The sequence below is a fragment of the Aliidongia dinghuensis genome (assembly GCF_014643535.1).
Classification (GTDB): Bacteria; Pseudomonadota; Alphaproteobacteria; order ATCC43930; family CGMCC-115725; genus Aliidongia; species Aliidongia dinghuensis.
Genome location: NZ_BMJQ01000001.1, coordinates 280,852 through 302,377, shown reverse-complemented (window position 1 = coordinate 302,377; position 21,526 = coordinate 280,852). Strand labels below are relative to the sequence as shown.

Annotated in this window: 23 protein-coding genes and 1 pseudogene; 12 read left to right on the top strand and 12 right to left on the bottom strand. The window is 63.7% G+C overall.

Going from position 1 to position 21,526, the window contains the following annotated elements; translation table 11 throughout:
* Positions 1-361 precede the first annotated feature (361 nt).
* Entirely contained in the window at positions 362-724 is a 363-nt protein-coding gene (locus IEY58_RS01460) for a hypothetical protein (protein WP_189041675.1), read from the top strand.
* Positions 725-776: 52 nt separating this feature from the next.
* The gene (locus tag IEY58_RS01455; RefSeq protein ID WP_189041673.1) at positions 777-1,568 is read left to right on the top strand and encodes a hypothetical protein; all 792 of its coding nucleotides are present in this window, start codon (positions 777-779) and stop codon (positions 1,566-1,568) included.
* A 259-nt stretch (positions 1,569-1,827) separates the two neighbouring features.
* Here the strand turns inward: IEY58_RS01455 and IEY58_RS01450 are convergent, their stop codons facing one another.
* Positions 1,828-3,396, bottom strand: a complete 1,569-nt coding sequence (locus IEY58_RS01450; protein ID WP_189041671.1) for a peptide ABC transporter substrate-binding protein — start codon at positions 3,394-3,396, stop codon at positions 1,828-1,830.
* 337 nt (positions 3,397-3,733) lie between these two features.
* Here IEY58_RS01450 and IEY58_RS01445 point away from each other — a divergent pair, with 337 nt between their 5' ends.
* The 4 genes from IEY58_RS01445 (at position 3,734) to IEY58_RS01430 (ending at position 6,665) form a co-directional block, all read left to right on the top strand.
* Complete coding sequence (locus tag IEY58_RS01445) at positions 3,734-4,432, top strand: hypothetical protein (RefSeq protein ID WP_189041669.1); 699 nt, start codon at positions 3,734-3,736, stop codon at positions 4,430-4,432.
* Positions 4,433-4,507: 75 nt separating this feature from the next.
* Positions 4,508-5,653 carry a CocE/NonD family hydrolase gene (locus IEY58_RS01440; RefSeq protein WP_229743418.1) on the top strand — a complete coding sequence of 382 codons (1,146 nt, stop codon included), beginning with the start codon at positions 4,508-4,510 and terminating at the stop codon, positions 5,651-5,653.
* Positions 5,650-6,024: a hypothetical protein gene (locus tag IEY58_RS01435; protein ID WP_189041667.1), complete on the top strand. Its 375-nt coding sequence runs from the start codon at positions 5,650-5,652 to the stop codon at positions 6,022-6,024. The genes IEY58_RS01440 and IEY58_RS01435 overlap by 4 nt, the downstream gene beginning before the upstream one ends.
* A complete protein-coding gene (locus tag IEY58_RS01430) occupies positions 6,021-6,665 on the top strand; it encodes a glutathione S-transferase family protein (protein WP_189041665.1) in 645 nt (214 codons plus the stop codon). Before IEY58_RS01435 ends, IEY58_RS01430 begins: the two co-directional genes overlap by 4 nt.
* Positions 6,666-6,859: 194 nt before the next feature.
* Here the strand turns inward: IEY58_RS01430 and IEY58_RS01425 are convergent, their stop codons facing one another.
* Both IEY58_RS01425 and IEY58_RS01420 read right to left on the bottom strand, forming a co-directional pair.
* Positions 6,860-7,330 carry an ankyrin repeat domain-containing protein gene (locus IEY58_RS01425; RefSeq protein WP_229743417.1) on the bottom strand — a complete coding sequence of 157 codons (471 nt, stop codon included), beginning with the start codon at positions 7,328-7,330 and terminating at the stop codon, positions 6,860-6,862.
* An 88-nt stretch (positions 7,331-7,418) separates the two neighbouring features.
* Entirely contained in the window at positions 7,419-8,159 is a 741-nt protein-coding gene (locus tag IEY58_RS01420; protein WP_189041663.1) for a class I SAM-dependent methyltransferase, read from the bottom strand.
* Positions 8,160-8,629: 470 nt separating this feature from the next.
* Here IEY58_RS01420 and IEY58_RS01415 point away from each other — a divergent pair.
* Positions 8,630-9,451, top strand: a pseudogene (locus IEY58_RS01415) (LLM class flavin-dependent oxidoreductase); the annotation flags it as partial.
* Positions 9,452-9,974: 523 nt separating this feature from the next.
* Here the strand turns inward: IEY58_RS01415 and IEY58_RS01410 are convergent.
* Positions 9,975-10,499, bottom strand: a complete 525-nt coding sequence (locus IEY58_RS01410) for a hypothetical protein (protein WP_189041661.1) — start codon at positions 10,497-10,499, stop codon at positions 9,975-9,977.
* Between the two features lie 239 nt (positions 10,500-10,738).
* Between IEY58_RS01410 and IEY58_RS01405 the strand changes: the two genes are divergently transcribed.
* On the top strand, positions 10,739-11,374 hold the full coding sequence (locus IEY58_RS01405) for a hypothetical protein (RefSeq protein WP_189041659.1): 636 nt from the start codon (positions 10,739-10,741) through the stop codon (positions 11,372-11,374).
* 379 nt (positions 11,375-11,753) lie between these two features.
* Positions 11,754-12,614 carry an alpha/beta fold hydrolase gene (locus IEY58_RS01400; protein ID WP_229743413.1) on the top strand — a complete coding sequence of 287 codons (861 nt, stop codon included), beginning with the start codon at positions 11,754-11,756 and terminating at the stop codon, positions 12,612-12,614.
* A 130-nt stretch (positions 12,615-12,744) separates the two neighbouring features.
* Here IEY58_RS01400 and IEY58_RS01395 read toward each other — a convergent pair whose 3' ends face one another.
* The 5 genes from IEY58_RS01395 to IEY58_RS01375 form a co-directional block, all read right to left on the bottom strand.
* The gene (locus tag IEY58_RS01395) at positions 12,745-13,209 is read right to left on the bottom strand and encodes a MaoC family dehydratase (protein WP_189042467.1); all 465 of its coding nucleotides are present in this window, start codon (positions 13,207-13,209) and stop codon (positions 12,745-12,747) included.
* A gap of 288 nt (positions 13,210-13,497) precedes the next feature.
* Entirely contained in the window at positions 13,498-13,809 is a 312-nt protein-coding gene (locus IEY58_RS01390; protein ID WP_189041657.1) for a hypothetical protein, read from the bottom strand.
* 565 nt (positions 13,810-14,374) lie between these two features.
* Positions 14,375-14,599, bottom strand: coding sequence for a hypothetical protein (locus tag IEY58_RS01385; protein WP_189041655.1), 225 nt, complete (start codon positions 14,597-14,599; stop codon positions 14,375-14,377).
* A 798-nt stretch (positions 14,600-15,397) separates the two neighbouring features.
* The gene (locus IEY58_RS01380; protein ID WP_189041653.1) at positions 15,398-15,781 is read right to left on the bottom strand and encodes a VOC family protein; all 384 of its coding nucleotides are present in this window, start codon (positions 15,779-15,781) and stop codon (positions 15,398-15,400) included.
* Positions 15,782-15,939: 158 nt separating this feature from the next.
* A complete protein-coding gene (locus IEY58_RS01375; RefSeq protein WP_189041651.1) occupies positions 15,940-16,485 on the bottom strand; it encodes a GNAT family N-acetyltransferase in 546 nt (181 codons plus the stop codon).
* A gap of 280 nt (positions 16,486-16,765) precedes the next feature.
* Between IEY58_RS01375 and IEY58_RS01370 the strand changes: the two genes are divergently transcribed.
* The 3 genes from IEY58_RS01370 to IEY58_RS01360 all read left to right on the top strand — a co-directional run bounded on the left by IEY58_RS01370 (position 16,766) and on the right by IEY58_RS01360 (position 20,021).
* Entirely contained in the window at positions 16,766-17,683 is a 918-nt protein-coding gene (locus IEY58_RS01370; protein WP_189041649.1) for a hypothetical protein, read from the top strand.
* A gap of 164 nt (positions 17,684-17,847) precedes the next feature.
* Positions 17,848-19,674, top strand: coding sequence for an ATP-binding protein (locus IEY58_RS01365; RefSeq protein WP_189041647.1), 1,827 nt, complete (start codon positions 17,848-17,850; stop codon positions 19,672-19,674).
* A gap of 74 nt (positions 19,675-19,748) precedes the next feature.
* On the top strand, positions 19,749-20,021 hold the full coding sequence (locus IEY58_RS01360) for a hypothetical protein (protein WP_189041645.1): 273 nt from the start codon (positions 19,749-19,751) through the stop codon (positions 20,019-20,021).
* A 269-nt stretch (positions 20,022-20,290) separates the two neighbouring features.
* Here the strand turns inward: IEY58_RS01360 and IEY58_RS01355 are convergent, their stop codons facing one another.
* From IEY58_RS01355 to IEY58_RS01345, 3 genes are all read right to left on the bottom strand, one after another.
* Positions 20,291-20,602, bottom strand: a complete 312-nt coding sequence (locus IEY58_RS01355) for a hypothetical protein (protein ID WP_189041644.1) — start codon at positions 20,600-20,602, stop codon at positions 20,291-20,293.
* 419 nt (positions 20,603-21,021) lie between these two features.
* Entirely contained in the window at positions 21,022-21,180 is a 159-nt protein-coding gene (locus IEY58_RS01350) for a hypothetical protein (RefSeq protein WP_189041642.1), read from the bottom strand.
* A gap of 100 nt (positions 21,181-21,280) precedes the next feature.
* The gene (locus IEY58_RS01345) at positions 21,281-21,514 is read right to left on the bottom strand and encodes a hypothetical protein (RefSeq protein WP_189042549.1); all 234 of its coding nucleotides are present in this window, start codon (positions 21,512-21,514) and stop codon (positions 21,281-21,283) included.
* Between the last annotated feature and the right edge of the window lie 12 nt (positions 21,515-21,526).

Sequence of the window (21,526 nt, the reverse complement as noted above, 5' to 3'; positions counted from 1 at the left end):
TGCACGGGCGCAAATCGGCTGGGGTCCTGGTGCCGATCTGCGCAGCAAGCAGTTGATTTCAAAGGCATGGCAGGTGCATCACGTCGGGCCGCTTCACATCCGAGCGCTCGAAACCACTCCACCGCCGCACGTCGGGTAGCCGGACACGCACAAGGATTTGCTGCGGGCGTTCGGCCGCATGCCGCCATGGATTTTCGATACCGCCAAACCGCGACCGCGCGGCAACCACTGGCGTGGCCCATGTTTCCAACGCTCGGCGAGCTTCTATCACTCACTGGCGCGATTGGTGTGGAATGGCTCCTCAACCTTTCGTAGCATCACCCTCGGTTGTGCCCCGCACATTCAGATAACCGAGGTTTTCATGAGGTTGTTTCGTCGAATTTTCGCCGCGGCTGCATCGGTCGCGGTCGCTGGCTGCATGTCATCCGGCACCGAGGTGAAGCAGGAGCAGCTGGCAGACCTGCAAAAGGGAAAAACCACCTACGCCGAGGTGGTCTCCAAGTTCGGGCCGCCAAACAGTTCAACGGTGACTTCCGAAGGCGCCAAGATCATCAGCTACGTGCACACCGAGACCCAGGCGAAGGCCGCGACCTTCATTCCCATAGTGGGGGCCTTTGCGGGCGGGGCGACCGGCAAGATGACAAACGTGACGATGACGTTCGATTCGAGCGGAGTGCTGCAGAACTACACCGCAGGCCAAACGTCGACAGACGTCAACAACTGACTGGGCCGCCGTGAGCCGTTCGGCCGGGCTTGGTCGGACGGCTTACTCGCGGATGACATCAACCAACCGGCAGAGCGGTCTAGGTCCGCGACGCCCGGAAGACATTCGATCGGGGGGCATCGTGGGGAAATACTACCGCCTCGTCTACATTCCGATGCCGAAACTTGGAAATCGGCTCGAACTCAAAACCGCGATCAGGGGCGCGGCCGATGGCAATTACGGAACGATGGATGAGGTCGGCTCCAAGCAGGGCTGGCCATTGTACAATCCGCGCCAGAACGAAATCGAGGAGTGGGGTGACTGGCTGCTCGCGCGCTTCGCCAAACAGGATGGCGGCTGCCATCCAAATCTCCTGTGGCACAAACCTGGCACCACTCCATTGAGCAACGTCAGAGCGCAACGGGCCGTACCGGCGGTCCTGTACATCCATTGCCACGGGAATTCAGAAGCGGTCGGGTTCCGCCCCTTGAAGCTGTCACCGAAGCAGTTGGCCGCCCGCCTCAGCGATGACGGGCTCGCCCCTGATGGGAATTCCCTTCGAATCAAGCTTTGGTCGTGCCACTCCGCCTCCGTTCCTCCGGGCGGCGGCAGTACCTATCTCCAGCTGTTCGGCGACGAAATGCGCCACTTGGGCTACTACAACCTCGACATTTTCGGCTATCGCGGCGAGGTCAACGTCAACGGCACCGACATGAGGCGCCACAAGCAGGCTGGCGGACCGAACGATTGGAAGCGGGCCAGAGAGCAACGCGACATGGTCACCACCGGCGAGGCACCAATGGATGTCGAAGACGCCGATGATAACCAGGTCGAGGCCGCCGTCGGGGTCAACGTGTTTCAGTAGACACGCCCAGCTTGACTTGACGCGCCCTCACCGCAAGCGCGTTGAGGCGCGGCAGGTCAATGCCTTCGCAGAGCGGACACGCAACGCGCCAACCTGAAGCAGCAGAGAGCCGAGAGTCGTTGCTCGGGCGTCTGTATCGGGATCCCCTTCCGGCGACATAGCACCCGAGGCGGCGCGCGCAAGCCCGTCGATGCCGCAACGCCAATCCATCGCTCGATGCCGACCGGCCCGAACAGGCGCGACCAGCAGCGGCATTTGCTCAGGGATCGACCGTCGTGTCGTCGAGGAAAAGCGCGCGCGAGGCGAGCATCCGATATCCGTGGACGCGAGGCGCCACGGCGTAGGCACCGCTGGAAAACGACAACGGGATCACCGCCTGGTCGTCGAGTAGGACCCGCTCGGCCTCCGCCAGCTTCTTGGCGCGAGCCGTCAGATCCGACGTCTCCTCTGCCTCCGCCAGCGTGGCGTCATAGGCTGGCGAATCGTAGCGGCCGGTGTTCTCCGCGCCGACCGGCTGGCCGCGAAAGTCGGAGATGATCTTGTAGGGATCCGGCACCGGCCCGCCGTCGCCGTTGTCGCCGACGTCGAATTGCCCGGTCTTGTAGGCTTCCTCCGCGCCGTGGTCGTCCTCGATATCGCACTCCGCCACGAAGCCGAGCGCCACGCGCCACATTTCCTGGATCGCGGCGCACGACTTCTTGTCGCCGAGCACGGCCTTCACCGAAAGGGGACGACCGGGGCCGAAGCCAGCGTCGGCGTAAAGCTTGCGGGCCTCGGCGATCCTCTCGGCCATCGGTCGATCGGCGAAGGTCTCGCGAGGATGCGGATAGTTCGCATAGATCGCGGGAACCATGGCGAAGGCCGGTTGGCTGATCGACTTCAGTATCTTCGTCGTGAGCGTGTCCTGGTCGAGCGCCAGCGCCAAGGCTCGCCGCAGCCCGCGGCTTTCGGCGAGCGGGCCGTTGCGCATGTTGAAGAACAGGTAGGCGACTCGGTAGATCGGTTGCAGCCGGAGCTGGGCCCCCGGCAGCGGTCCGCCGTTCTTGAAGTCCTCCGACGAGAGGCTGACGGCATCGACCTCGCCCGCTTGAAACATGCGCTGCGCAGTGCGGGAATTCTCGACGCTGGCGAACGTCACGCGATCGAGCTTGATGTTCGCCGCGTTCCAGTAACGCGGGTTCCTGACGAAGGCGACGGTGCCGTGAAGCACGAACTCGGCGAGCGCGAACGGCCCGTTCGAGACCATGTGCTCGGGCTCCGTCCAGGCGTTGCCCCATCGCTCGACGACAGCCTGCTCCATCGGCACGAGCTGACCGGCCAACGCCGGGAAATACGGGTTCGGCCGCTCCAGGGTCACGGCCAGCGTCAACGGATCGATCGCTTCGATGCCCAGCGCTTCCGGCGGCAGCCTACCGCCGATGCACTCTCGCGCATGGAGCACCGGCTCGATGGCGTTCGTGGCTTCCGACGCAGTCTTGGGATCGACCCACCGGCGGGCGGCATAAACGAAGTTCTCGGCTGTCACCGGCTGCCCGTCACTGAACCGTGCATTCGGACGCAGATGGAAGACGTAGCGCAGCCCGTCGCCGCTGACTTCCCAGGACTCCGCAGCGCCGGGCACGGGTTCGCCGTTTCCGTCCTCCCTCGTCAACCCCTCGAGCAGGATGGTGCCCAGCACTCTGTCGGCAGCGAAGTGGCGATGGGCCGGGTCGAAGCTCTCGGCTTCGCCCGGGCTAACCAGGCGTAGAACTTGCTCGGCGGCCAAGCCGCTGCCCGGTAACAGGGAAAGCGCGCAGAAAGCGCCGACAAGCAAGAGCACCGATCTCATGGGACACAATCCGCGGTGGAGTTCGCCGCGACTATGGGCCAGTCGGAAGATCGGGGCAATCCACCGGCGTTCGACCTGGAGACGGCACGATGATGTCACCCCGCGCTGTCCATTGAGAACATTGCTTTGGGGCGCCGATCGGCGTTCAGACCCCGTGCCGATTCACAGGTTGCGCAATCTCGGGGAACCTGCTGCGGCTCGGAGGTCAGGTTAGCGCCCCGTCGACCGGAGCCGCAACCACGAGATGATTTCTCGCTCGACACGCAACATGTAGGATGAGAAGGTCCGCCAAGTCCGAAGGACGTAGGTTCCAGCATCTTCCCGGAAGGTCGCGATCATGCGCAGAGTCCCCGCCGCCCTCTTCGCCTTGTTGATCGCCGCAGTCGGCTCGGCCAAGGCCGAGGTCATCGCCTGGGACTACACCGGCATCGTCCAATACTCCAATGCCTCGAGCATCCACGACGGTATGTCTGTTAGCGGGCAAGTGACCTACGACACGTCGTCTCCGGGCTACACCTACAACGCTGGCGCGTCGGCTCAGTATGACACTGCGGTTTCCGCCATCAGTGTTTCGGTTCCCCAGGCATCCGTATTGTATTCGCTCGCCAGCGGCCCGGGCTCGTTTCAGATACAAGACAATGCCTTCGGGAACTACGAGGCGGTCCTTTATGCCAACGCCGGGAGAGGGGCAACCTTCTCGGGTTCCGGCCTACCGCTGGGCGTCTCGGGGATCGAGCTTTTTCTGAATTCGCTCACGGACTTCCTGACACCCGATGGGGGTACGAACTTGCCGACTGCGCCTTACTCGCTGTCTTCGATCCCCTACACTTGGGATCAGAACGGCCAAGGCGCCTGGGTCGAGTTCTACCCTGGAACGGACGGCTCCGGGTACGTCCGAGCTGAGATCACAAACCTGACGGAAGACATCTCCCTTCCTGAACCTGGCAGTCTCGCCACGTTAGCAGTCGGGCTGGCGATCCTGGGAATCGCGTGGGAACGACGCAGCACAACGGGCAGAGCAACCGCCCAGTCCTGAACGAGAAGGGACTTCATCGCCTCATCGGCGCCGGTTTCGGCCCGAATCCGTTGCCATCTGCTAGGTGCGGCCGTCTTGATCCGACGCGTATGCCAGATCCTCGCGCTCGTTTTCATCGCGATGGAGCTGCATTGCACTGCCTCCGCAGCCGACCCGACCGTCGTCGAGGAGCAAACGGCGCTGCCGGTCACGATCGCCGGGCACGCCGAACAGCTCGAGACGTTGATCGTCCGCCCGGTGACCGGCACCCGCCTCCCGATCGCGCTCATCGTGAACGGCTCCTCGAAGGAACCACGGAGTCTGCACGCCGAGGGACTGGCCCACCTCGCGCACGATTTCGCCCATCGCGGCTGGCTGGCCGCGGCGATCGCATGGCGCGGCTACGGCGGCTCGAGCGGTACCGTCCAGAACGAGGCCGGGACCTGCATCCGGCCCGAGGTCGCGCGCTTCCTCGACGCGCACGCCGACGACCTGGAGGCTGCGCTGATTTCGCTCCGGACGCGGCCAGACGTCGACCGCAACGTCGCGCTGGGCCTCGGAGTGTCGATCGGTGGCGTCTCGATGCTCGACCTTGCAGCTCGGCCAGACCGCCCGCTGACGGCGGTCGTCAACGTCTCCGGCGGTCTCTACCACGATGCCAGGCAGTTCGAGCAGAACCCGGCTTGCGGCCCGTTCGAGGCGGACTTGGCGGGCGAGGTCTCCTCGTTCGGCGCGGCCCGCGTGCCGACGCTGTGGCTCTACGCCGAGAACGATCCCTGGTTCCGGCCCGAGCTCGTCGGACGCATGTTGGACGGCTACCGCGGCTCCGGCGGGAAGGCTGACTTCACGATGTTCCCACCCATTGGTACCGACGGCCACACTCTGTTCAAGTGGGCAGCCAACGATCTGACCGAGCCCAAGATCGAAGATTTCCTGCGCGCGAACGCCCTCCCCGCGATGGAAGGAACCGAAGCTTTCGGATCCTTGATGTCGACATTGGCGGCACGGGATCGGAGCAGCGTCGAAGACTACCTTCGCGCGCCGACCGAGAAGGCGTTGGCGCTTCCTTCGGACGGCAATGGCGCCTATTGGAATTTCGCGAGTCGCTCCATCGAAGACGCTCGTCAGCAGGCCCTCGCGCATTGCCGAACAGCGAGCGGCAAGCCCTGCCGTATTGTCGCCGAGAACCGGAATCTCCTTCCGACTTGGCGGGACGCGCTCGCTGGGTACTCCGACAGATGACCGAGTTTTTGTCCGCCCTCGACACGATCGGTCAATCGATGTTCCGCTTCGCGTGCGCGCATCTCGTCGACGACGCGGCCGGAAACGAGGGGCACGGCTGGATCCCCGGAGATCGCGTCCAAGTCAGCGATCCGGTGTTAGTCCTCGGTCCGCTTTGGGGAAGCTGCACAGCAAAGGCGGACATCGGTCCGATCGGGACAAGCGGCTCTGGCTTCCTGGTCAATCCTCTACCAAAACCCAGGCCGGAAGCGAGCTCCGGCAATCGTCGCTTCTGCGATGATGTTCAAAGAACGATGTCGGTTTCCGACAGGCTCATTCGTCCTCGTCATGTGACGCCGCCGTTGGCTCAAGCAAGGAGACGGACGCGATGACCCCAACCATTACCGCCTTCGAACGGTCGCCCGACGGCGGCAAAGGACTGGCGCGCGATACGCGCGTTCGCTGGGCGCTTGAAGAAGTGGGCCAGCCTTACGAAGTTCGCCTCGTCTCGTTCGCAGCGATGAAGGAACCCGCGCATCTGGCGCTGCATCCCTTCGGTCAGATTCCGACCTATGAAGAGGGCGATCTTGCCGTGTTTGAGACAGGGGCGATCGTCTTTCACATCGCAGAGAAGCACGTCGGCCTGCTGCCGGAGGATGCTCATGCCAGGGCGCGGGCGATCACATGGATGTTCGCCGCGCTCAACACGGTGGAGCCGCCAATCCTCGATCTCTCAACCGCCAAGATGGTCGAGGGCGACAAGCCTTGGGCCCAGGAACGCCTGCCACTGGTCAAAGACCGGATCCGCGTCCGATTAGGACAGTTGTCCGCTCGCCTGGACGATGCCGACTGGCTCGACGGAGCGTTCAGCGCAGGCGACCTGTTGATGGTGTCGGTGCTGCTCCGCCTGCGGATGTCAGGCATCTTGGACGAATACCCGAACTTGGCCGCCTATGTCGCCCGCGGCGAGGCACGGCCAGCCTACCAGCGGGCTTTCGCCGCGCAATTGGCGATCAACTCCCCGGCCACCTAAAATTCGCCCGCGTAGCTGAACCCATGGTTAGTTGAGAGCCAGCGATCACACAACCCGCAAGACTGGCGTTTGGAGCGGAAGCAGTCGAAAGCTATTTGCCATAGACCGGATTTAAGATCGCTGGGCAGGCTCGCATGTTTGGTGGGTCTTCGCACAGCCTGCCTCGCGACGCCCCGTCGGGAACCGCCTGCCGGTCACTTGCCGCCGAAGCGCTCCACGAGCCGCATGTTCCCCTGGGACCGCGCCAGCGTCACGACGGTGTTCCCCGCCGCGTCCGCAAGCGCCGGATCCGCTCCGGCCGCGAGGAGCATGTCGATGATCTCGTCACGGCCGAACAGCGCCGCCGTCATCAGGGCCGTCTGCCCGGCGAGATTGCGCGCGTTCACGTCCGCGCCGCCGTCGATCAGGATCTTCACGATCTCGACGTAGCCCTTGAAGGCGACGCCCATCAGCGCGGTGTTGCCGCGCTCGCCGTCCCCAGCGTCGACCTGGGCGCCGTGCGACAGCAGCAGCGCCGTCGTGGCGGGGTGGCCGTTGTAGCTCGCCAGGATCAGGGCGGTGTACCCCTTGGGATCGCATCCCTCCAGGTCGACGCCCGCTTGGACCAAGGCGGGAACCACGTCGTCGCGGCCCATGCGCGCGGCGGCGAATAGAAGTTCCTGCAAGCGTTCCGGCGTCGGGAGCTTTGGCGGTCCTAGCTTGCCCCCGCTTCGGACCGGGTTCGACCGATCGGGTTTGACACCAGATTCGGCCCTACGACTTTTGAGCGATCATGAAATAGCCGAACGGAAAGTCGGCCGCCGTCGCGGAAGAGATTCTCCGGCCTAGCTTGGTTTTGACGAACCACAGACCGAGAAACTGAATGAGTCGCGCGACAAGCCTGCCGACCTTGGGGATGCGGGTCGCGACCTTTGAGGCTACATCGGCCAGAATCTCCGGTGCCCCGCCGATCGGCTCGAGGCTTATCAGAGTCATGTTCGAGTTGGCCACGAAACGGCGCAGAGCAAATTCGGTGTATCGATAGTAGTCGTGCGGCTGCTCGTGCAAACAATAATAAAACGGGACGTTCATGATGATCTTTCCTCCCACGGCGAGGATGCGCACGATCTCGTTCCAAAGATTGTCCGGGGCCGAAATGTGTTCGAGCACGTCCGAAAGGATAATCGTATCGAATTCCCCATCGGCGAACGGCAATGGGTTCGAAAGATCCACTTGCCGATCGAGGTACTCGCCCCCATGGAGCGTGTTCTCCCAGTCGACGCAGATGATTTCCGTCACGTATTCTTTATAGGCAGCGTAGAGCGGCACCTTACCGCAGCCGAGGTCCAAGAGACGCCCCGTTCCATGCACCGGAAACGCGTCCTGGTAGCGCCCCGCAACGATCGTAGCGATCAATCTTGAGCTTAAGCTTACCTCTCCGGGATCAGACGAAGCGACAAGTCTTCCCTTTCTGAAGACGAACTTGCTCTCCTTCCATTGATCCCGATTTTTCACGTCAAGCTCCTCCCCCGCTTTCACGGTCCCGGACCGGCGACAGAAATCTGGACAGCTCAGGCAACCCAGTCTCCCGTGACCCACCCCGTCGTGCATTAGAGAAGCGAGGGTCGCTCGATAGCTCTATGCACGCATGGCGGGCTTTTGCGGATGATAGCATGCCTGCGTTGTATTTGATGGGGTGAGAGAAAGCGGGGCCGACGAGGTACGAGCGGGAAACGATCTTGGTCGTCTACACCGACAAGACACATGCGGTGCGGACTGTGATTAGGCGCCGAACGCCCAACGCGAGGGCGCATCCGTTGCGTTCGAGGCGGAGAGCGCCCGAGCCGCGGTCCAGCCCAAGGAGGTACTGAGCGATGCCGATCGTGTCCAATGAACGCTCGACACTTTTCGGGGATGGCAGGCTCTCCATCGGGCCGGTCCTGCCGGTTCGACCGTGAGATGGACCAGAGGTCGATTTTGGCGAGCAGGTGGGCCTCGCGGCGCTGGCCGAAGAACTGGGCTTCTCGGCGGTCTGGGTGCGCGACGTGCCGCTCAACGGACCCTGGTATCCGGAAGCGTTCGGGCACCCCGACCCGATAGCCATGCTCGGCGCGATCGCCGCGCGCACGTTCCGCATCGTCATCGGGACCGCTGCGACGGTCCTGACCCTGCGTCACCCGCTCCATCTCGCCAAAGCCGCGATCACGCTCGACCGCCTCAGCGGCGGCCGCTTCGTGCTTGGGCTGGGCTCGGGCGACCGGCGCGAGGAGTTCTCCGCGTTCGGCGCCGATTCCGGCGATCACAAGGACCTGTATCGAGACCATTGGATGCGGCTCGCGGCGGCGCTGGAGCAGCCACCGCGGATTCTGCCGCCCCCTGCCGAGCCTGCGGTGGCCTTCGAGCTTCGTCCCGCCGCCGCGACGGAGATCCCGATGCTCGCGGTCGGCTCCGGCGGCCAGACGCTCGAATGGATCGCGCGCAACGCCACGGGCTGGGCGACCTATCACCGCCCGCCGGAAATCCAGCGCGACCGCTACGCCCTCTGGCGGCGGGCGGTGGATCGCGTTGCCCCTGGAGCGTTCCGGAGCTTCAGCGTGGCGGTCCGGGTCGAGCTGGTCGAGGCCCCGAGCGCTCCGGCGGCGCCGATCGACCTCGGCTATCGGACGGGGATCCGCGGCCTGGCGACCGTCTTGGAGGCGATGCGGGACGCTGGCGTGCACCACGCGCTGCTCAACCTGCCGCCGACCGGCGCGCGGCCCGCCGAGACCGTGGCCGCCCTCGCCACCATCCTTCCGGCCCTCGATTGACGGTATCGTCGGCCGACGAGCCGGACTCGTCCGCTACTGTCGCGCCCAAAGCCCGCAATATTCGGCGCTGCCCTCAAGGTCGTCGCTGCGCTGGCCGTCCGGGCCAAGCGTCCGGAGCCAGTCGTTCGGCGACACCTTGGTCGGCGCGGCGCCGCAATTCGTGTGCACCCAACCGTGGTGCGGGAACTCTATGAGCTAGCGGTACTGCGAGGCGGGGACGTGCGGCCGATGGTGCACATGGTGCCGGGCATGATGCCTCCGGTGGTGGACCCGATGACGCGTCTGTGCCATCGCGCTCTGGATTGTCGGCGCGACGATGGCCAAGGCAGCGAGAACAACGATCAGCTTGCGCATGGGGTTACTCAAGTTTGGGTTTGAGAGGGCGGTGTTCGATCGGCAAGGCCACGATGCTCTTCCTGGCCGCGGGCTTCACCGAATGCCAGGGATACCGACGGTCCGTTGGCTCGAGCAAGCTCCTTTCTTTCGCGCCTTGCCACGATCCGTACGCTGCCGCCCGGCGCATCTACTTCGGCAAACGCGGATGCCGCGTGGCTCGGAAGTCAGCATAGAGCACCGCCAACGCTACAAAGAACAGCGTGTGGACGGCGGCGAACCAGATCATCCCAGCGACCGTCAAATGGGCTGCACCTGCGATGCCCTCTCCCGTTGCCGGGAGAACCGCGAAGGCGTTCAGCAGCCAGACCGCGAGAGCATAGAGCAGCCCCTTGACCACGGGACGTCCTGGAAGTCGGGGCTCGAAAGCGAGCCAGTAGGCGATCGCCATAAGAATTCCCACCGCCAGATGGAAGCCGGTCAGAAAACCCGGCGATTCGGCAGCGGGACCGCCAGCGGCGGCCCAGGCACCCGCGACGCCAGAGCCTCGCAGCAGGGGCGCAAGCCAGGGCGTGATTAGACGCAGGAGAACTCCGTTCCCCGTCGGCAAGGAGATCAGGTCTGCCGCCTTGAGGGCCAGGGTGTTCAGGACAATGGCGATGCTCCCGGCGGCCAAAGCGGCGCCCAGCCCAGGTCTGCGGGTCTCGATAATCATGTGGTTCTCCAGTAACTGACTGGAGATGGACGCTGGCCGTCCTCCTTTATTCCGCACGGGCGAGGGAAATTCGATCTCGGCCCCCAGTCGGGACACGGGGCAGACTGGGCGCATCCGTACCCGCTGCCCCGGTGACCAGTCGGTTCCAGGACGGGAGTGAGCCTGGCGAGTTCTCCCCACTCGCCGCCTTATGGTTGTCATGGTATACTTGCTTATCCCCTCTTGATTGCGAGGCCGTCATGCGCCTTCCAGCTATCGTGCTCTCGGCATCGGTCATTGCAGCGCTCGTCGTTCCTGGACCGACGCACGCGGCGGAACGACGGGCACCCGCCGCCTGCGGCCAGTTCTCGATCGATGACAAAGCATCGACGCCGCTCGAGCCGGTGTCCGGACAGGCCGCCGGGCAATGTCATGTTCGCATGAGCAACGGCTTTCCGATTCCCGACCCGGCTTGCACGCCGGGCGCGGTCAACCCCACGCTCACGGCGGACGTGCTGAGGGCGCCGGGCTTCACCACCAAATGCGTGCGGAACGACGCGTCGACCGAGGCGGAAAAGAACCAGACCTACGCCTGGTATTCGATTCCCCACCCGCAGAACAACACGGGGTCCTCGCAAACCTGCGAGTTGGACCACCTGGTCTCGCTCGAGCTCGGAGGCGCCGACACGCTGGACAACATCTGGCCGCAGTGCGGGCCCTCCGGCGTGGCGCTGGGCAAGCGATATTTCAAGGAGAAGGACACCGTCGAAAACTACCTTGCCAAGCAGGTCAAAGACGGCGCCATGGACCTCGCCTCCGCCCAGAAGGGCATCGCGACTGATTGGACCCAGTACCTGCACGACGCGCAGGCGGCGTGCCCAGGCGGCAGGTGCTGACGAACGGCCGGATCAGCCTCGGGATCAACTCGGGCGGACCGGCAGGTGCCCGATGACGGAAACAGGGTCTCGGTCGCCCAAATTGCAGGACATGGCCGCGGAACACGTCGTCGGTCGAACCGGTCCGGTCTGTCGATGGAGAATTGGATGTCGGGGCTCAATCTATCGAGGCTTTCGAAAACGGCGCCGATGCCCAACGTCACGTTGCATGGCGCAGGGGTCGCCTATTCGATCGCGTCGCTCTTCCCGTGCGCCATCGTCACCTACCTCTGGGCCATCAAGGCGGAGAAGTCATTCAGGTGCAAGGGCGAAGACGTTGTGGTGCGAACGCTAGAGACAGTCCGCTAGGGACCGCTATTGTTGTTCTCTCCGCAAGGCAATGCTGGCCCCTCCGCAACGTTTTTCAGGACGAACAATGAGTTCCACCCATCAGGTTTCGTCCGGTCGCGCCGCGCTGGCCGCGGAGGTCCTCGGCGACGGCGATCCCGTTGTCTTCCTGCACGCCGGTGTCTGCGACAGGCGCATGTGGCGAGCCCAACTCGATGGCGTCGGCGCGAACAACAGGGCGATCGCCTACGACCGGCGGGGCTTCGGCGAGACCCATGCGGAAGCGGAGGACCATTCCCCGGTCGCCGACCTCTTGGCGGTGATCGATGCGCTAGCGAACGGAGCGCCCGCGATCCTCGTCGGATGCTCGCAGGGCGGACAGATCGCGCTCGATGCGGCACTTCGGCGACCGTCGTCGGTCCGCGGCCTGGTCCTCATAGCGCCCTCCGTGAGCGGCATGCCCAAGGCGTCCTACCCGCCCGAGGCCGAAGACCTGATGATCCAGCTGAAGGAGGCCGAGGCGGTCAACGCCCGGGATCGAGCGAACGCGGTCAAGGCCCGCCTCTGGCTCGACGGTCCGCTGCAACCCGAAGGCCGTGTCCCAGGCCCGGCGCGCCAACTCTTCCTCGACATGAACGCGATCGCGCTCCGCTCGCCGCCCGTCGGCTCGAATCTGGACATTTCGCCCGCGTTCGACCGGTTGGGCGAGATCTCTGCGCCGTCGCTCGTGATCTGGGGTGACCTGGACTTTCCGCACATCCAAGAGCGAAGCCGCCATGTAGCGACGACCATGCCGAACGGCTCGGCCCTCCAGATGACCGGCGTCGCCCATCTGCCAAGCCTGGAGCGACCGGCCGACGTCACCGGCCTGGTCTCGGAATTCATCGATCGCTGCACTCGCAGCCGGGAATAGAGTTTCCGCGCCTGGAACGCCACTCGGCTCAGGCCCCACCGCCTGCGAACGCCCAAACGCTCCAACGATCCGGCCGTCGCGACCAAGGGCTCGGGATGGCGGCAGATGGTGCCGTGGCCGGTGCTGACTATTACGTCGGCATCGGCGGAGTGGCGGCGGCTGCCGTCGGGCGCGCAGGCACTTTCACAATCGCCTCCCCCTCGAGGACGACGTTCTCCCCGACGCTGCACTTGCAGGCGAGCCTGGCGCGGCGCCCATGGGGCACGAGCTCCGCAACCTCCACCGACGCGAACACGGTGTCGCCGATCTTGACCGGCGCTTTGAACTGCAGGGTCTGGGATATGTATACGGCGCCGGGCCCCGGCAGGCGCGTGCCGATCAGGGCCGAGAGCAGGCTTGCCGTATAGAGTCCGTGGGCGATACGCGATTTGAACGGGGTCTTGGCTGCGAAATGCTCGGATAGATGAATGGGGTTTCGGTCACCACTGATCTCCGCAAAACCAATAACGTCTGATGATTTGACCGTCTTTTGATAAATTTCGGTCATGCCGACGCTGAGGTCCTCAAAATACAGAGTCCGGAATTCCAGAAGCAGCATGGTGGATCCTCATGAATTTCGCCAGGCCGGGATGTCGAAGATCGTTAGTCCGATCGGGATAGTTTCCGTCATTCTGAAGAGGTGTCTACAATCCCTTCGTACTATACACGGCGAGGCGCATACACACCCGCGAGGGTCCGACCGCTCGCCCGTCAGTGCAAGATGGGACTTCTGAAGCGCGCCGCGCCAATGGCGGCGGAAATGTGAAATGTCTAGTTTGCTAGACGCGTTCTTTAGTCGGGGCCATGTTGCCCAGCAAACTAGACGATCTCAGTCGCGATCCGATCAGTTGAAGACCGGATACGCTCCGGCTTTCGGGTCGACGGCAAGCTGGTGCTCCTGCGCCCAATCGTGACCGTTGTAACCATTGATCAGAAATACTTTGATACCGGCATATTGGGCGCCGTAGTGGGTCCGGATCGTCGCCCGAACGGACTGAAAACCGTTTGCGAGATCAAAGAAATTGGGCTTCGTCGCGAGATGAATCTCCGACGGAGTGGCGTTGTACAGGTTTAGCAAAGCCCGCGTGTCGTTGGCCGACGTGCCGCTCGGCACGACGTGAGCCAGCCCGGCCCGGCCCATCTGCCACAGGGTCACGATCGTGCACCACGAGGCCGAATCGGACCAAAGTATGTTCGACTGATGAACCTGGCAGAAGCCTGTATCGACATATTCGTATGTTGGTTGCCGGACAAAAAGAGTGCCCAGGTCTGGGGCACCCATAACTGGGAGTGATCCCACGGCATTTTGAGTCGTGTCTCCGTTATGGACGTTTCCAAATCGATTATAGGCTGGAAGGTCTGTCCTTCGCCCAAACCGCCAGCCATCAGTGCTGTTTTTGGTAAGTGTAACTTCAGGCATGTCGTCCTCCGTCTAAGACGCACGCCTTAGGGTAGCCGGAAATTGAAACTACCCCACGTGGTGAACCTCACTGGTAGAGGTCGAGCCCAGCGCGGCCGACCGAATTGGTCGACCACCTCGAGGAGAAACGGGATTCGCTCGAGAGAGGGACGTTTCGGAGCGGTGTGAGGGATCCGCATGACCGTGGTCGTGCGCGGGGCACGCTTGCCCCTGGTCGCTTGCGAGGGACCGGGATCAGCAACGCACCTGCAACTCGCAGACCGGCGACCGCGAGGGCGCGGCCGCCGTGCTCGGCCGGAGCCTATTTCTTGCAGACCTTGTCCTTCGCGATGCAGGTGTCGCCGCAGAGCTTGCCGGTCTTGCATTCCTTGGCTGGCTTCGGCGCGATGTTGCACGTCTTGTCCTTGGCGATGCAGGTGTCCCCGCACGGCTTGCCGGTGGTGCAGTTCGGCGCGGCGTAGGCCGCCGGTGAAAGCCCCGCGCCCAGCACGAGGGCCAGCAGCGCCACGCTCACAATCCGCTTCATCGGTTTCTCCGTTCTGGTTGTCGCTCCGCGGCGCGTTCGCTCGCCGGGGCGGTCAGCATGCAGGTATCTCGTTACGTTTTCCATCCGGACGAAGCAAGGCGCGCCGCCACCGTCGCTGTAGCGTGAATCACGCTTGGGACGCGGACGCGAACGACGCGCGCCCTGCACAGATTTTCAATGGATCGCTTATCGTGCCGGGGCTTACGAAGCCGGGTTGTTCTTCGATGGAGCCGTGGCCAGTTTGAACAGCAGATAACTCAACAAACCCCAGACTGCTGCCATTGATGCGGCCGTTAATATTACCATCGGCCAAACACTCGGAGGACGCGGCCCAGCTTCGTATCCAACCGGTGCCACAAAGACGCTGATAGGCGCCGCGATCATAGCCCAGCCGATGTATTGACATGCAAGAGATTCAGTCGATGCAATGCAAGCGGAGACGCCCCTGAAAAGCGCGATGAGCGAAGGTGCAAACGGAAGCATCACTAAGAAGCGGATCAGCCATATTAATGGTGCCCCTATAGTGCGGCGACCTTCTTCAGACATAACAATCTCTCGATCGACAACCGTGGCCAAGTTCTCGCTGCATGTATCTAAATTCGCCCTCAGGATTATTCCATCCACGATAGATTATGTCGTTGGTTGAGAGTTTTGAAAACGGTCAGCGAGCGATGGGTCGGAGCGGAAGATCTACTTCACGTTCGCATGCTCGGGCTCGACGAACTAGGCCGCCCGGATTTGCGCCCCGATGGGCTCCGCCGGTCATTCGCCGGGTCAGTCGCCCTGGCGGGATGGCGGTCAGCCGCCGCTGCCGTAAGGCCGGGTGATCACTTCGAGGTAGTGGCCGTCCGGATCACGAAAATAGACGCCGCGCCCGCCATCGTTGTGGTTGATTCCACCAGGCCGACTGCCCCTCGGATCAGCCCAGTAGTCGAGGCCGCGATCCTTGATGCGGCCGAATACGGCGTCGAAGTCAGCTTCACTGATCAGGAAGGCGTAGTGCTGTGGCCGGATCGGGCTATCGGCGTCGGCAAAATCGAGGGAGACGCTGTTGTCCAGCTCGACGACGTCGAAGTGGCCGAAGTGGGTCGGCGCCGACCGGCCCAGCATCTCGGCCAGAAACTTTGCCGAGGCCCTCCGGTTCGAACACCAGACAATGGTGTGATTGAGTTGAGCGGCCATGACGCGGGCTCCGGCGGCAGGGAACCAGGCTTATCTGGGCGCAGCGGTGGTCCGATTCAATCAATACCGTTCGGGCGTTATCCACGCCACAGTGACAGTCCGCTCTTGGCGTAAATCCAGATCACCGCTCAAAAACGCTGTCCAAACCGACCACCCGCTCAGCCTTCGTTCGCAGCCTGCCGTTCGCGCCATTCGGCGGCGCCGATTTCATACGTGGCGGCGTCCGTTTCGTACCAGCGCTCGATGCCGCGATACCGCATGCCGAGGCGCTCCATCACCCGGCGCGAGGCGATGTTCTCCGGGTGCGCGACCGCGAGAAGTTCAGGCGCCTTCAGCTGGTCGAACGCGAAGGCCGCCATTGTTCTCGCAGCTTCGGTGGCAAAGCCCTGGCCCCAGTGATCCGGCCTGAGCCGCCAGCCGATTTCCAGCGGACTCCCGACGATTCCTGCCAGGTATTGGATGCAGCCCGCACCGATGATCTCGCCCGTGGAGATCCTGAAGAAGGTCCACCAGCCGAATCCGTGCGCCTCCCAGCGGCCCATCTGGCACTCTATCGCCGCGACCGTCTCCTCCAACGTCTTGGTGACGCCGCCTAGATACCTGACGACGCGAGGGTCGGACGACATCGCATGGAGGCCGTCCAGATGGTCCATGCGATAGGGAACCAGGCGCAGGCGGGCGGTTTCGAGAATGATTTCGGTCATTTTTGAGGACGCCATGACTTCATGAGGAGAACGGCCCCCGTAGCGAACAGCCATACCTGCAGGGACATGATCCAACTCCGCGACCCGGCCTTCGGTCTGACGGTTCCTTGGATCCGCGCCCTCTTACCGCGACGGGAGCAAACTTGACGGGGCCGACGGCAGGCTCGGAGTGCCTCTCCGAAGGGCGTTTCGACGGACCCGCCACAGTTGCCAGCCCCTATTCAATGCCACCCCAAGGCGCTAAAGATATCGAAATCAACTTTTCGTTCCGCGAGCAAGCATGTTGTCGTTCGGTCGGATGGTTCGCCTCAAAGCGTCAATCCTCATTGGGGCGACGATCCTCTCGGCGCCTTCGGCTTTCATCCCGCCCGCTCTCGCGAACGACAGCGCCGAGAAGCCCCCGTCTCTCGCAGCCGAAGCTGCGATCGACCGGTTCCAGAAGACCTACGACACGGCTGGCACCGTCGTCGCCGACATCGATCTGACCGGCGACTTTCGGACGGTCACTCCATGGCGGTTTGTCGCTATCCAAGGGCCGTCGACGGAAAACGTCCTTCTAGATGGCGGGGATCCCGGACTGATAGCGATGTGCCTCGCCCACGGTGCGGCTCTCGATTGCTCCGGCCCGCCCTTCCCGCATTTCGAGCACGTCGATGCCCCCAAGAGCTCCTGGGACAAGAGCATCGGCAACTATCACAGCCTCGATGCACGGATCGTGTTCGCCAGAAGCCATATCCGATCCCCAATGTTGCTGCTCGTGGCAAGGTCCGTTTTCAGCGCCAACGGGAATCAGGTTGTCTCCACCTTCGCGCTGTCGTACGACCGCCAGGCCAACCGGTTCGTCGGAACCTTTGCCGGGGTCACCGGCAAGAACCACAACGAGGAAATCCGTCTCGTGAGGACCGGCCCCCTCGCGGGTGACATCATCCTCGACGAGCCCACGTTCAACGCACCGTTCGCCTATTTCATCACCGTGCTGCGATCGTCGAACGCCGCGACCTATTCCGAGCGGTTGCACTATCGAAGCCAGACTCGGTACGGCGACGGCAATCCGCTCGCGGTGATTGACTCGGAAATGCCGGAGATCATGCGTCGCCTGGGGCTGTGGAAGGTCGGCGACAAGTTGCCGTTCCCGCAGGAGATGCCGTCCTCCTGCCACAGCATTGAGCTGCGCCGCGGGGTGGAGTGGTGCCGATAGGGGCGATCGGCGTCCGCGCGACGCGAGGCGAACGCCTGGGCAAGCAAAACGGACGGGACCGCCCCCTGGTCGCGACTGCGCTTACCGTGATTGCCAGCAGCCTTCTTGCAATGCCGATTGTTGTGGGGACTGCCTGGTCGATACCACGTGCGTCGGACCAGGACATGGAAGCCATCGCCTCTGCGGCTGCCGACACCTCGGCGAAATTGGGCAACGCGGACGTCAACTTTCGCAACGACGCGGCACGCCTGACCGAACTCGCCACTGCCCTGACGAAAGGCGGATATCCCGAAGCTGCACGAGGGGTAGTTCACCGCGCGGCCGCGCTGTTCGCCGATGGGGGAAACGGAATTGGGCCGCTCTGGCGAGGCCCGGTCATCGAAGACCTCGTGCGACTGGGAGAGCATCGCGAGGCGGCTTCACTCGCCGACGTGGAGCTTCAGCCGCAGCTGAAGGCGATCCTGCTCGGCAGGCTTGGCGTGGCGCTCGCAGGGGCCGGGGACGTCGGCGGCGCGGAAGAGGTTCTCTCCAGGGTCCAGGAGCTTCCTGCGGCGAAGGACAAGGGCTTCTTGTCGCAGTCGAGCTCCACCGCGCTTGCATTGGCCGACGTCGCCGGGGCGCTCGCGATGTCGGGCCAGATGCAAGCCTCGATCGATTTGGCAGAGGGATTCCCAGATGGGCTGCCGAAGGTCATGATCCTGTCCGAGGCGGCCACTGCCTGGTGCGCCAGCGGCCCTGGCGGAACGCGAGACTTGCGTCGCGGCACCGAACTGGCTCGGCGCACGGCGGACCTGGCATTGGCGCTACTTCGGACGGGAAGCCAAGCGTCCGACAGGCGTTGGCTGGCGGCGTCGGCCGCGGAGGCCTTCGCGGAATGCCAGGGCGCAGAGGCGGCGCGGTCGTTCGTCCGCGATCCGGCGATCCCGACCCTGCCCTTCGACGTTCTGAACGCGACCGTCGACAAGCTGATCGACAGAGGAGACGTTGCGCTCGCGAGATCTCTGGTTCCGCAGGACGACACCCTGACCTTGGATGAGTGGCTGGCCGAGGAAAGGCGCCTGGAGAAGCTTGGCGATCGCCCGGCGGCCATCGACGCGGCGCGCAAGGCGTCCGAGATCGCCGCGCGGTCCGATGCCCCGCCCGCCGGTCCGAGCCAGCGAAGTCGGCTGCATCTCGTCGGTCGCCAGGCCATCGGCGTCCTGGTCGAACTTGGCGCCTACGACGATGCTGTCCAGGAAATGTCGACGCTCGGCCCGCGCGACCGAGAAGAAGTCCTGCTGGACATCGTAGCCGACGCGGCCAAGCGGAAAGACGCGACGGCGGTCCAACGGTTCGCGTCCCTAGCGACCGGCGCCGCCGGTGCTGCGGAAGATGCGGGCGCCTCCGCCCTGGCCCGCCTCGCGAAAACGCTGGCGTTCGCGGGATACCAGCCGGAAGCGACCCGAGCCTTCAGTGCCTGGCAACGCATATGGGCGTCACCGAGGCGGGAGCCGCCGCCAGATCAAGCTATCGAGCTCGAGGCTGTCATGGGGGACTTCGCGGCAGCGATGGCGAAGACGCGGAGCATGGGCGAGTTGGTCGAGGAGCGGCGAGACCCAGCGATCGCAGCCGCCGAGGAGAGATTGAGGACGGCGCCGGATCCGCAAAGCAAGGCGAAGTGGGAACAGTTCTTGGCCGATCCCAGGCGCGCGGCCAAGAGGTCGCCCGTTCGAGTTCCGTCCATTCGTGCAAGGACGCTCGGTTCGATCGCTGTCGACATGGCCGCCCTGAGCGGGACATCAGACGCAATTCGGGCGGAAGCCGAACTGGAGACAGATCCCGACACCTGTCTTGCCGCCTTGCGTGACCAGGCCTTCGTGGCGATCTCCGCCGCACAAGCGAGGTCCGGGGGTTTCCAGGGGGCTCTCGAAACAGCGCTCCGGGTCAGCGATCTCGACACGAGATGGCAAGCACTGCTGGCTGCCGTGACAATCGCTGGCGGTTCCCAATGAAGCGACGCGAAGGTCGAAGTCGCCTCGTTGTGCACGGCCGCGAGCTCATGAAACCGGCAAAGAAGGGACGAAACATGGTTCGCGCGTTCTTCGCTCGAGTCCTCGTCGGATTTCTGCTGATCACGGCCGCACCGGCGCCTTTGACGGCGGCGCAGCTGGCGCAGTTCCCCACAGAGCAGCAGGCTCAACAGCACTGCCCGGACGATTACATCGTCTGGCTCAATCTTCCTTCCGGCATCTATCACTACAAGGGGCAGCGTTGGTACGGGGCCACGAAGAACGGGGCGTTCGTCTGCAAGGCGGAGGCAGATGCCGCCGGAGACCGTGCCAGCCGCAACGGGCAATGATCCCGGGCGCGAACCGGTGAGGTCCCAGGCGTAGACGTCTGAAGGTTCGTTGGTATCGAGAGCTTCTCGTATCTGGTCTCGGCCCGCGCTGACACGATCTCGACGGCCGAAGACGCGACGAGGTGGATTCGGCAGATCGGTGCCAGCAGATCGGTGCCAACTGGGAAGCCGTCGACGTCCGGCGCTTGGAACGTGGCCTCTTCCTGGCCACGACTACGGCTGCATCCTAGGATCAAGGGGCAGCCGCCGCGATCTCTCGCAAAACCGAACTACTCGGCAGCCGACTTCGGGGCCTCCCCGCGACCCACGGCGACGCCCTCCTCGACCAGGACCTCAAGAACCGCCGCCGACAACGCGTCCCGCACCTCTTCGGGCAGGTCGACGGCGGCGCGCCAGCTGCCGTCGACGTCCCGGTAGCACGGCAAATGAACCGCGGTGCCACCACCAGGCAGATGACGGGCCTGGATCCCGCAGACGCGAAATTCGACGCCGCCGATTTCCATATCGGCGTCGACGAATGCATAGACGGTCTTTGTGCGGACCGGGCGGAGATTGTAGATTTGAAAAGTAACCTGCGGCACGGCGCGCACCCTCGAAGACCCGTTACTTTGCTACATCTTCGCCAATCGCGTGACAAGCTTCGCCGCATTCCCATAAATCTTCTCTTTGCGCGTTGGGAACGATCGAAATGGTTGTGCAAAGCTCGTCTACTTCGCGGTTCATCCTTGCAATCGCGGAGTCAAGCTCCAGAAATGCAAGGAAGAAGACTGAAGACATCCGGTCCAGCCGAGCTTCCGAAGGCTCAACGCCCGCCATGTCTGTGATTTGGCATCGAAGCCTGCCCCCGTTCCGTTCGCCCTAACATTCTGAAAGAATTGGCAGAATGGAGGTTTGTGCGAGATCCGAGCGGCGCCGGTCGTGCCCTCATGCAAGGCGACATTTTCTGTTACCCATCAATGGATTTGGCAGAGTTTCGGTGGGGTCAGGCTTCGGTGCTGACTCACAGCGACCGGACCTGGGCGCGGGCCGCATCGGTCAGGTGAGCCTCGGCGATCCCGGCGACCACCGCATGGCCCTCGACGCCCCAGGCCATCGCGTGGGAGACAGGAGTGGCCAGGACGGTGACGAGACCAGCGATCAGCGGCGAAATGGATTTCACGGGTAGCTCATCGGTATACGGGGAGCGCCCCGATCGTCGCCGACCGGGGCGGCCCTCGCCAAGCGGCGCGAAGGCCCTCGATGCGCCGCGGCGGCGATCGTCAGTGCTTCTTGTGATGGGTGTAGTGGTTGTGGGTGCGGGCGTTCCGATAGTGGCCGCCCTTGTGGCTGCTGCTGTGGCCGCCTGCGTAGTGACCGCCTTGGGTGGATTTCGCCAGCGCGGGAGCGGCCGACGAAAGGGCGAAAACGAGCGCAAGTGCCGCAATGATGTGCTTGAACATTTGTTCCCCAGTCGTCTCCTCGAACGTGGCGACGGTACGAGGAAACGGCAGCATTGGTCAATCCAG

Bases quoted from the DNA above. Each gene is read 5' to 3' on its own strand.
- IEY58_RS01375 (WP_189041651.1), bottom strand. From the start codon at position 16,485: ATGACCGAAATCATTCTCGAAACCGCCCGCCTGCGCCTGGTTCCCTAT.
- IEY58_RS01360 (WP_189041645.1), top strand. From the start codon at position 19,749: ATGGTTCGCGCGTTCTTCGCTCGAGTCCTCGTCGGATTTCTGCTGATC.
- IEY58_RS01385 (WP_189041655.1), bottom strand. From the start codon at position 14,599: ATGAAGCGGATTGTGAGCGTGGCGCTGCTGGCCCTCGTGCTGGGCGCG.
- IEY58_RS01400 (WP_229743413.1), top strand. From the start codon at position 11,754: ATGCTGGCCCCTCCGCAACGTTTTTCAGGACGAACAATGAGTTCCACC.
- IEY58_RS01450 (WP_189041671.1), bottom strand. From the start codon at position 3,396: ATGAGATCGGTGCTCTTGCTTGTCGGCGCTTTCTGCGCGCTTTCCCTG.
- IEY58_RS01430 (WP_189041665.1), top strand. From the start codon at position 6,021: ATGACCCCAACCATTACCGCCTTCGAACGGTCGCCCGACGGCGGCAAA.
- IEY58_RS01380 (WP_189041653.1), bottom strand. From the start codon at position 15,781: ATGGCCGCTCAACTCAATCACACCATTGTCTGGTGTTCGAACCGGAGG.
- IEY58_RS01365 (WP_189041647.1), top strand. From the start codon at position 17,848: ATGGAAGCCATCGCCTCTGCGGCTGCCGACACCTCGGCGAAATTGGGC.
- IEY58_RS01460 (WP_189041675.1), top strand. From the start codon at position 362: ATGAGGTTGTTTCGTCGAATTTTCGCCGCGGCTGCATCGGTCGCGGTC.
- IEY58_RS01370 (WP_189041649.1), top strand. From the start codon at position 16,766: ATGTTGTCGTTCGGTCGGATGGTTCGCCTCAAAGCGTCAATCCTCATT.
- IEY58_RS01345 (WP_189042549.1), bottom strand. From the start codon at position 21,514: ATGCTGCCGTTTCCTCGTACCGTCGCCACGTTCGAGGAGACGACTGGG.
- IEY58_RS01455 (WP_189041673.1), top strand. From the start codon at position 777: ATGACATCAACCAACCGGCAGAGCGGTCTAGGTCCGCGACGCCCGGAA.
- IEY58_RS01405 (WP_189041659.1), top strand. From the start codon at position 10,739: ATGCGCCTTCCAGCTATCGTGCTCTCGGCATCGGTCATTGCAGCGCTC.
- IEY58_RS01445 (WP_189041669.1), top strand. From the start codon at position 3,734: ATGCGCAGAGTCCCCGCCGCCCTCTTCGCCTTGTTGATCGCCGCAGTC.
- IEY58_RS01410 (WP_189041661.1), bottom strand. From the start codon at position 10,499: ATGATTATCGAGACCCGCAGACCTGGGCTGGGCGCCGCTTTGGCCGCC.
- IEY58_RS01435 (WP_189041667.1), top strand. From the start codon at position 5,650: ATGACCGAGTTTTTGTCCGCCCTCGACACGATCGGTCAATCGATGTTC.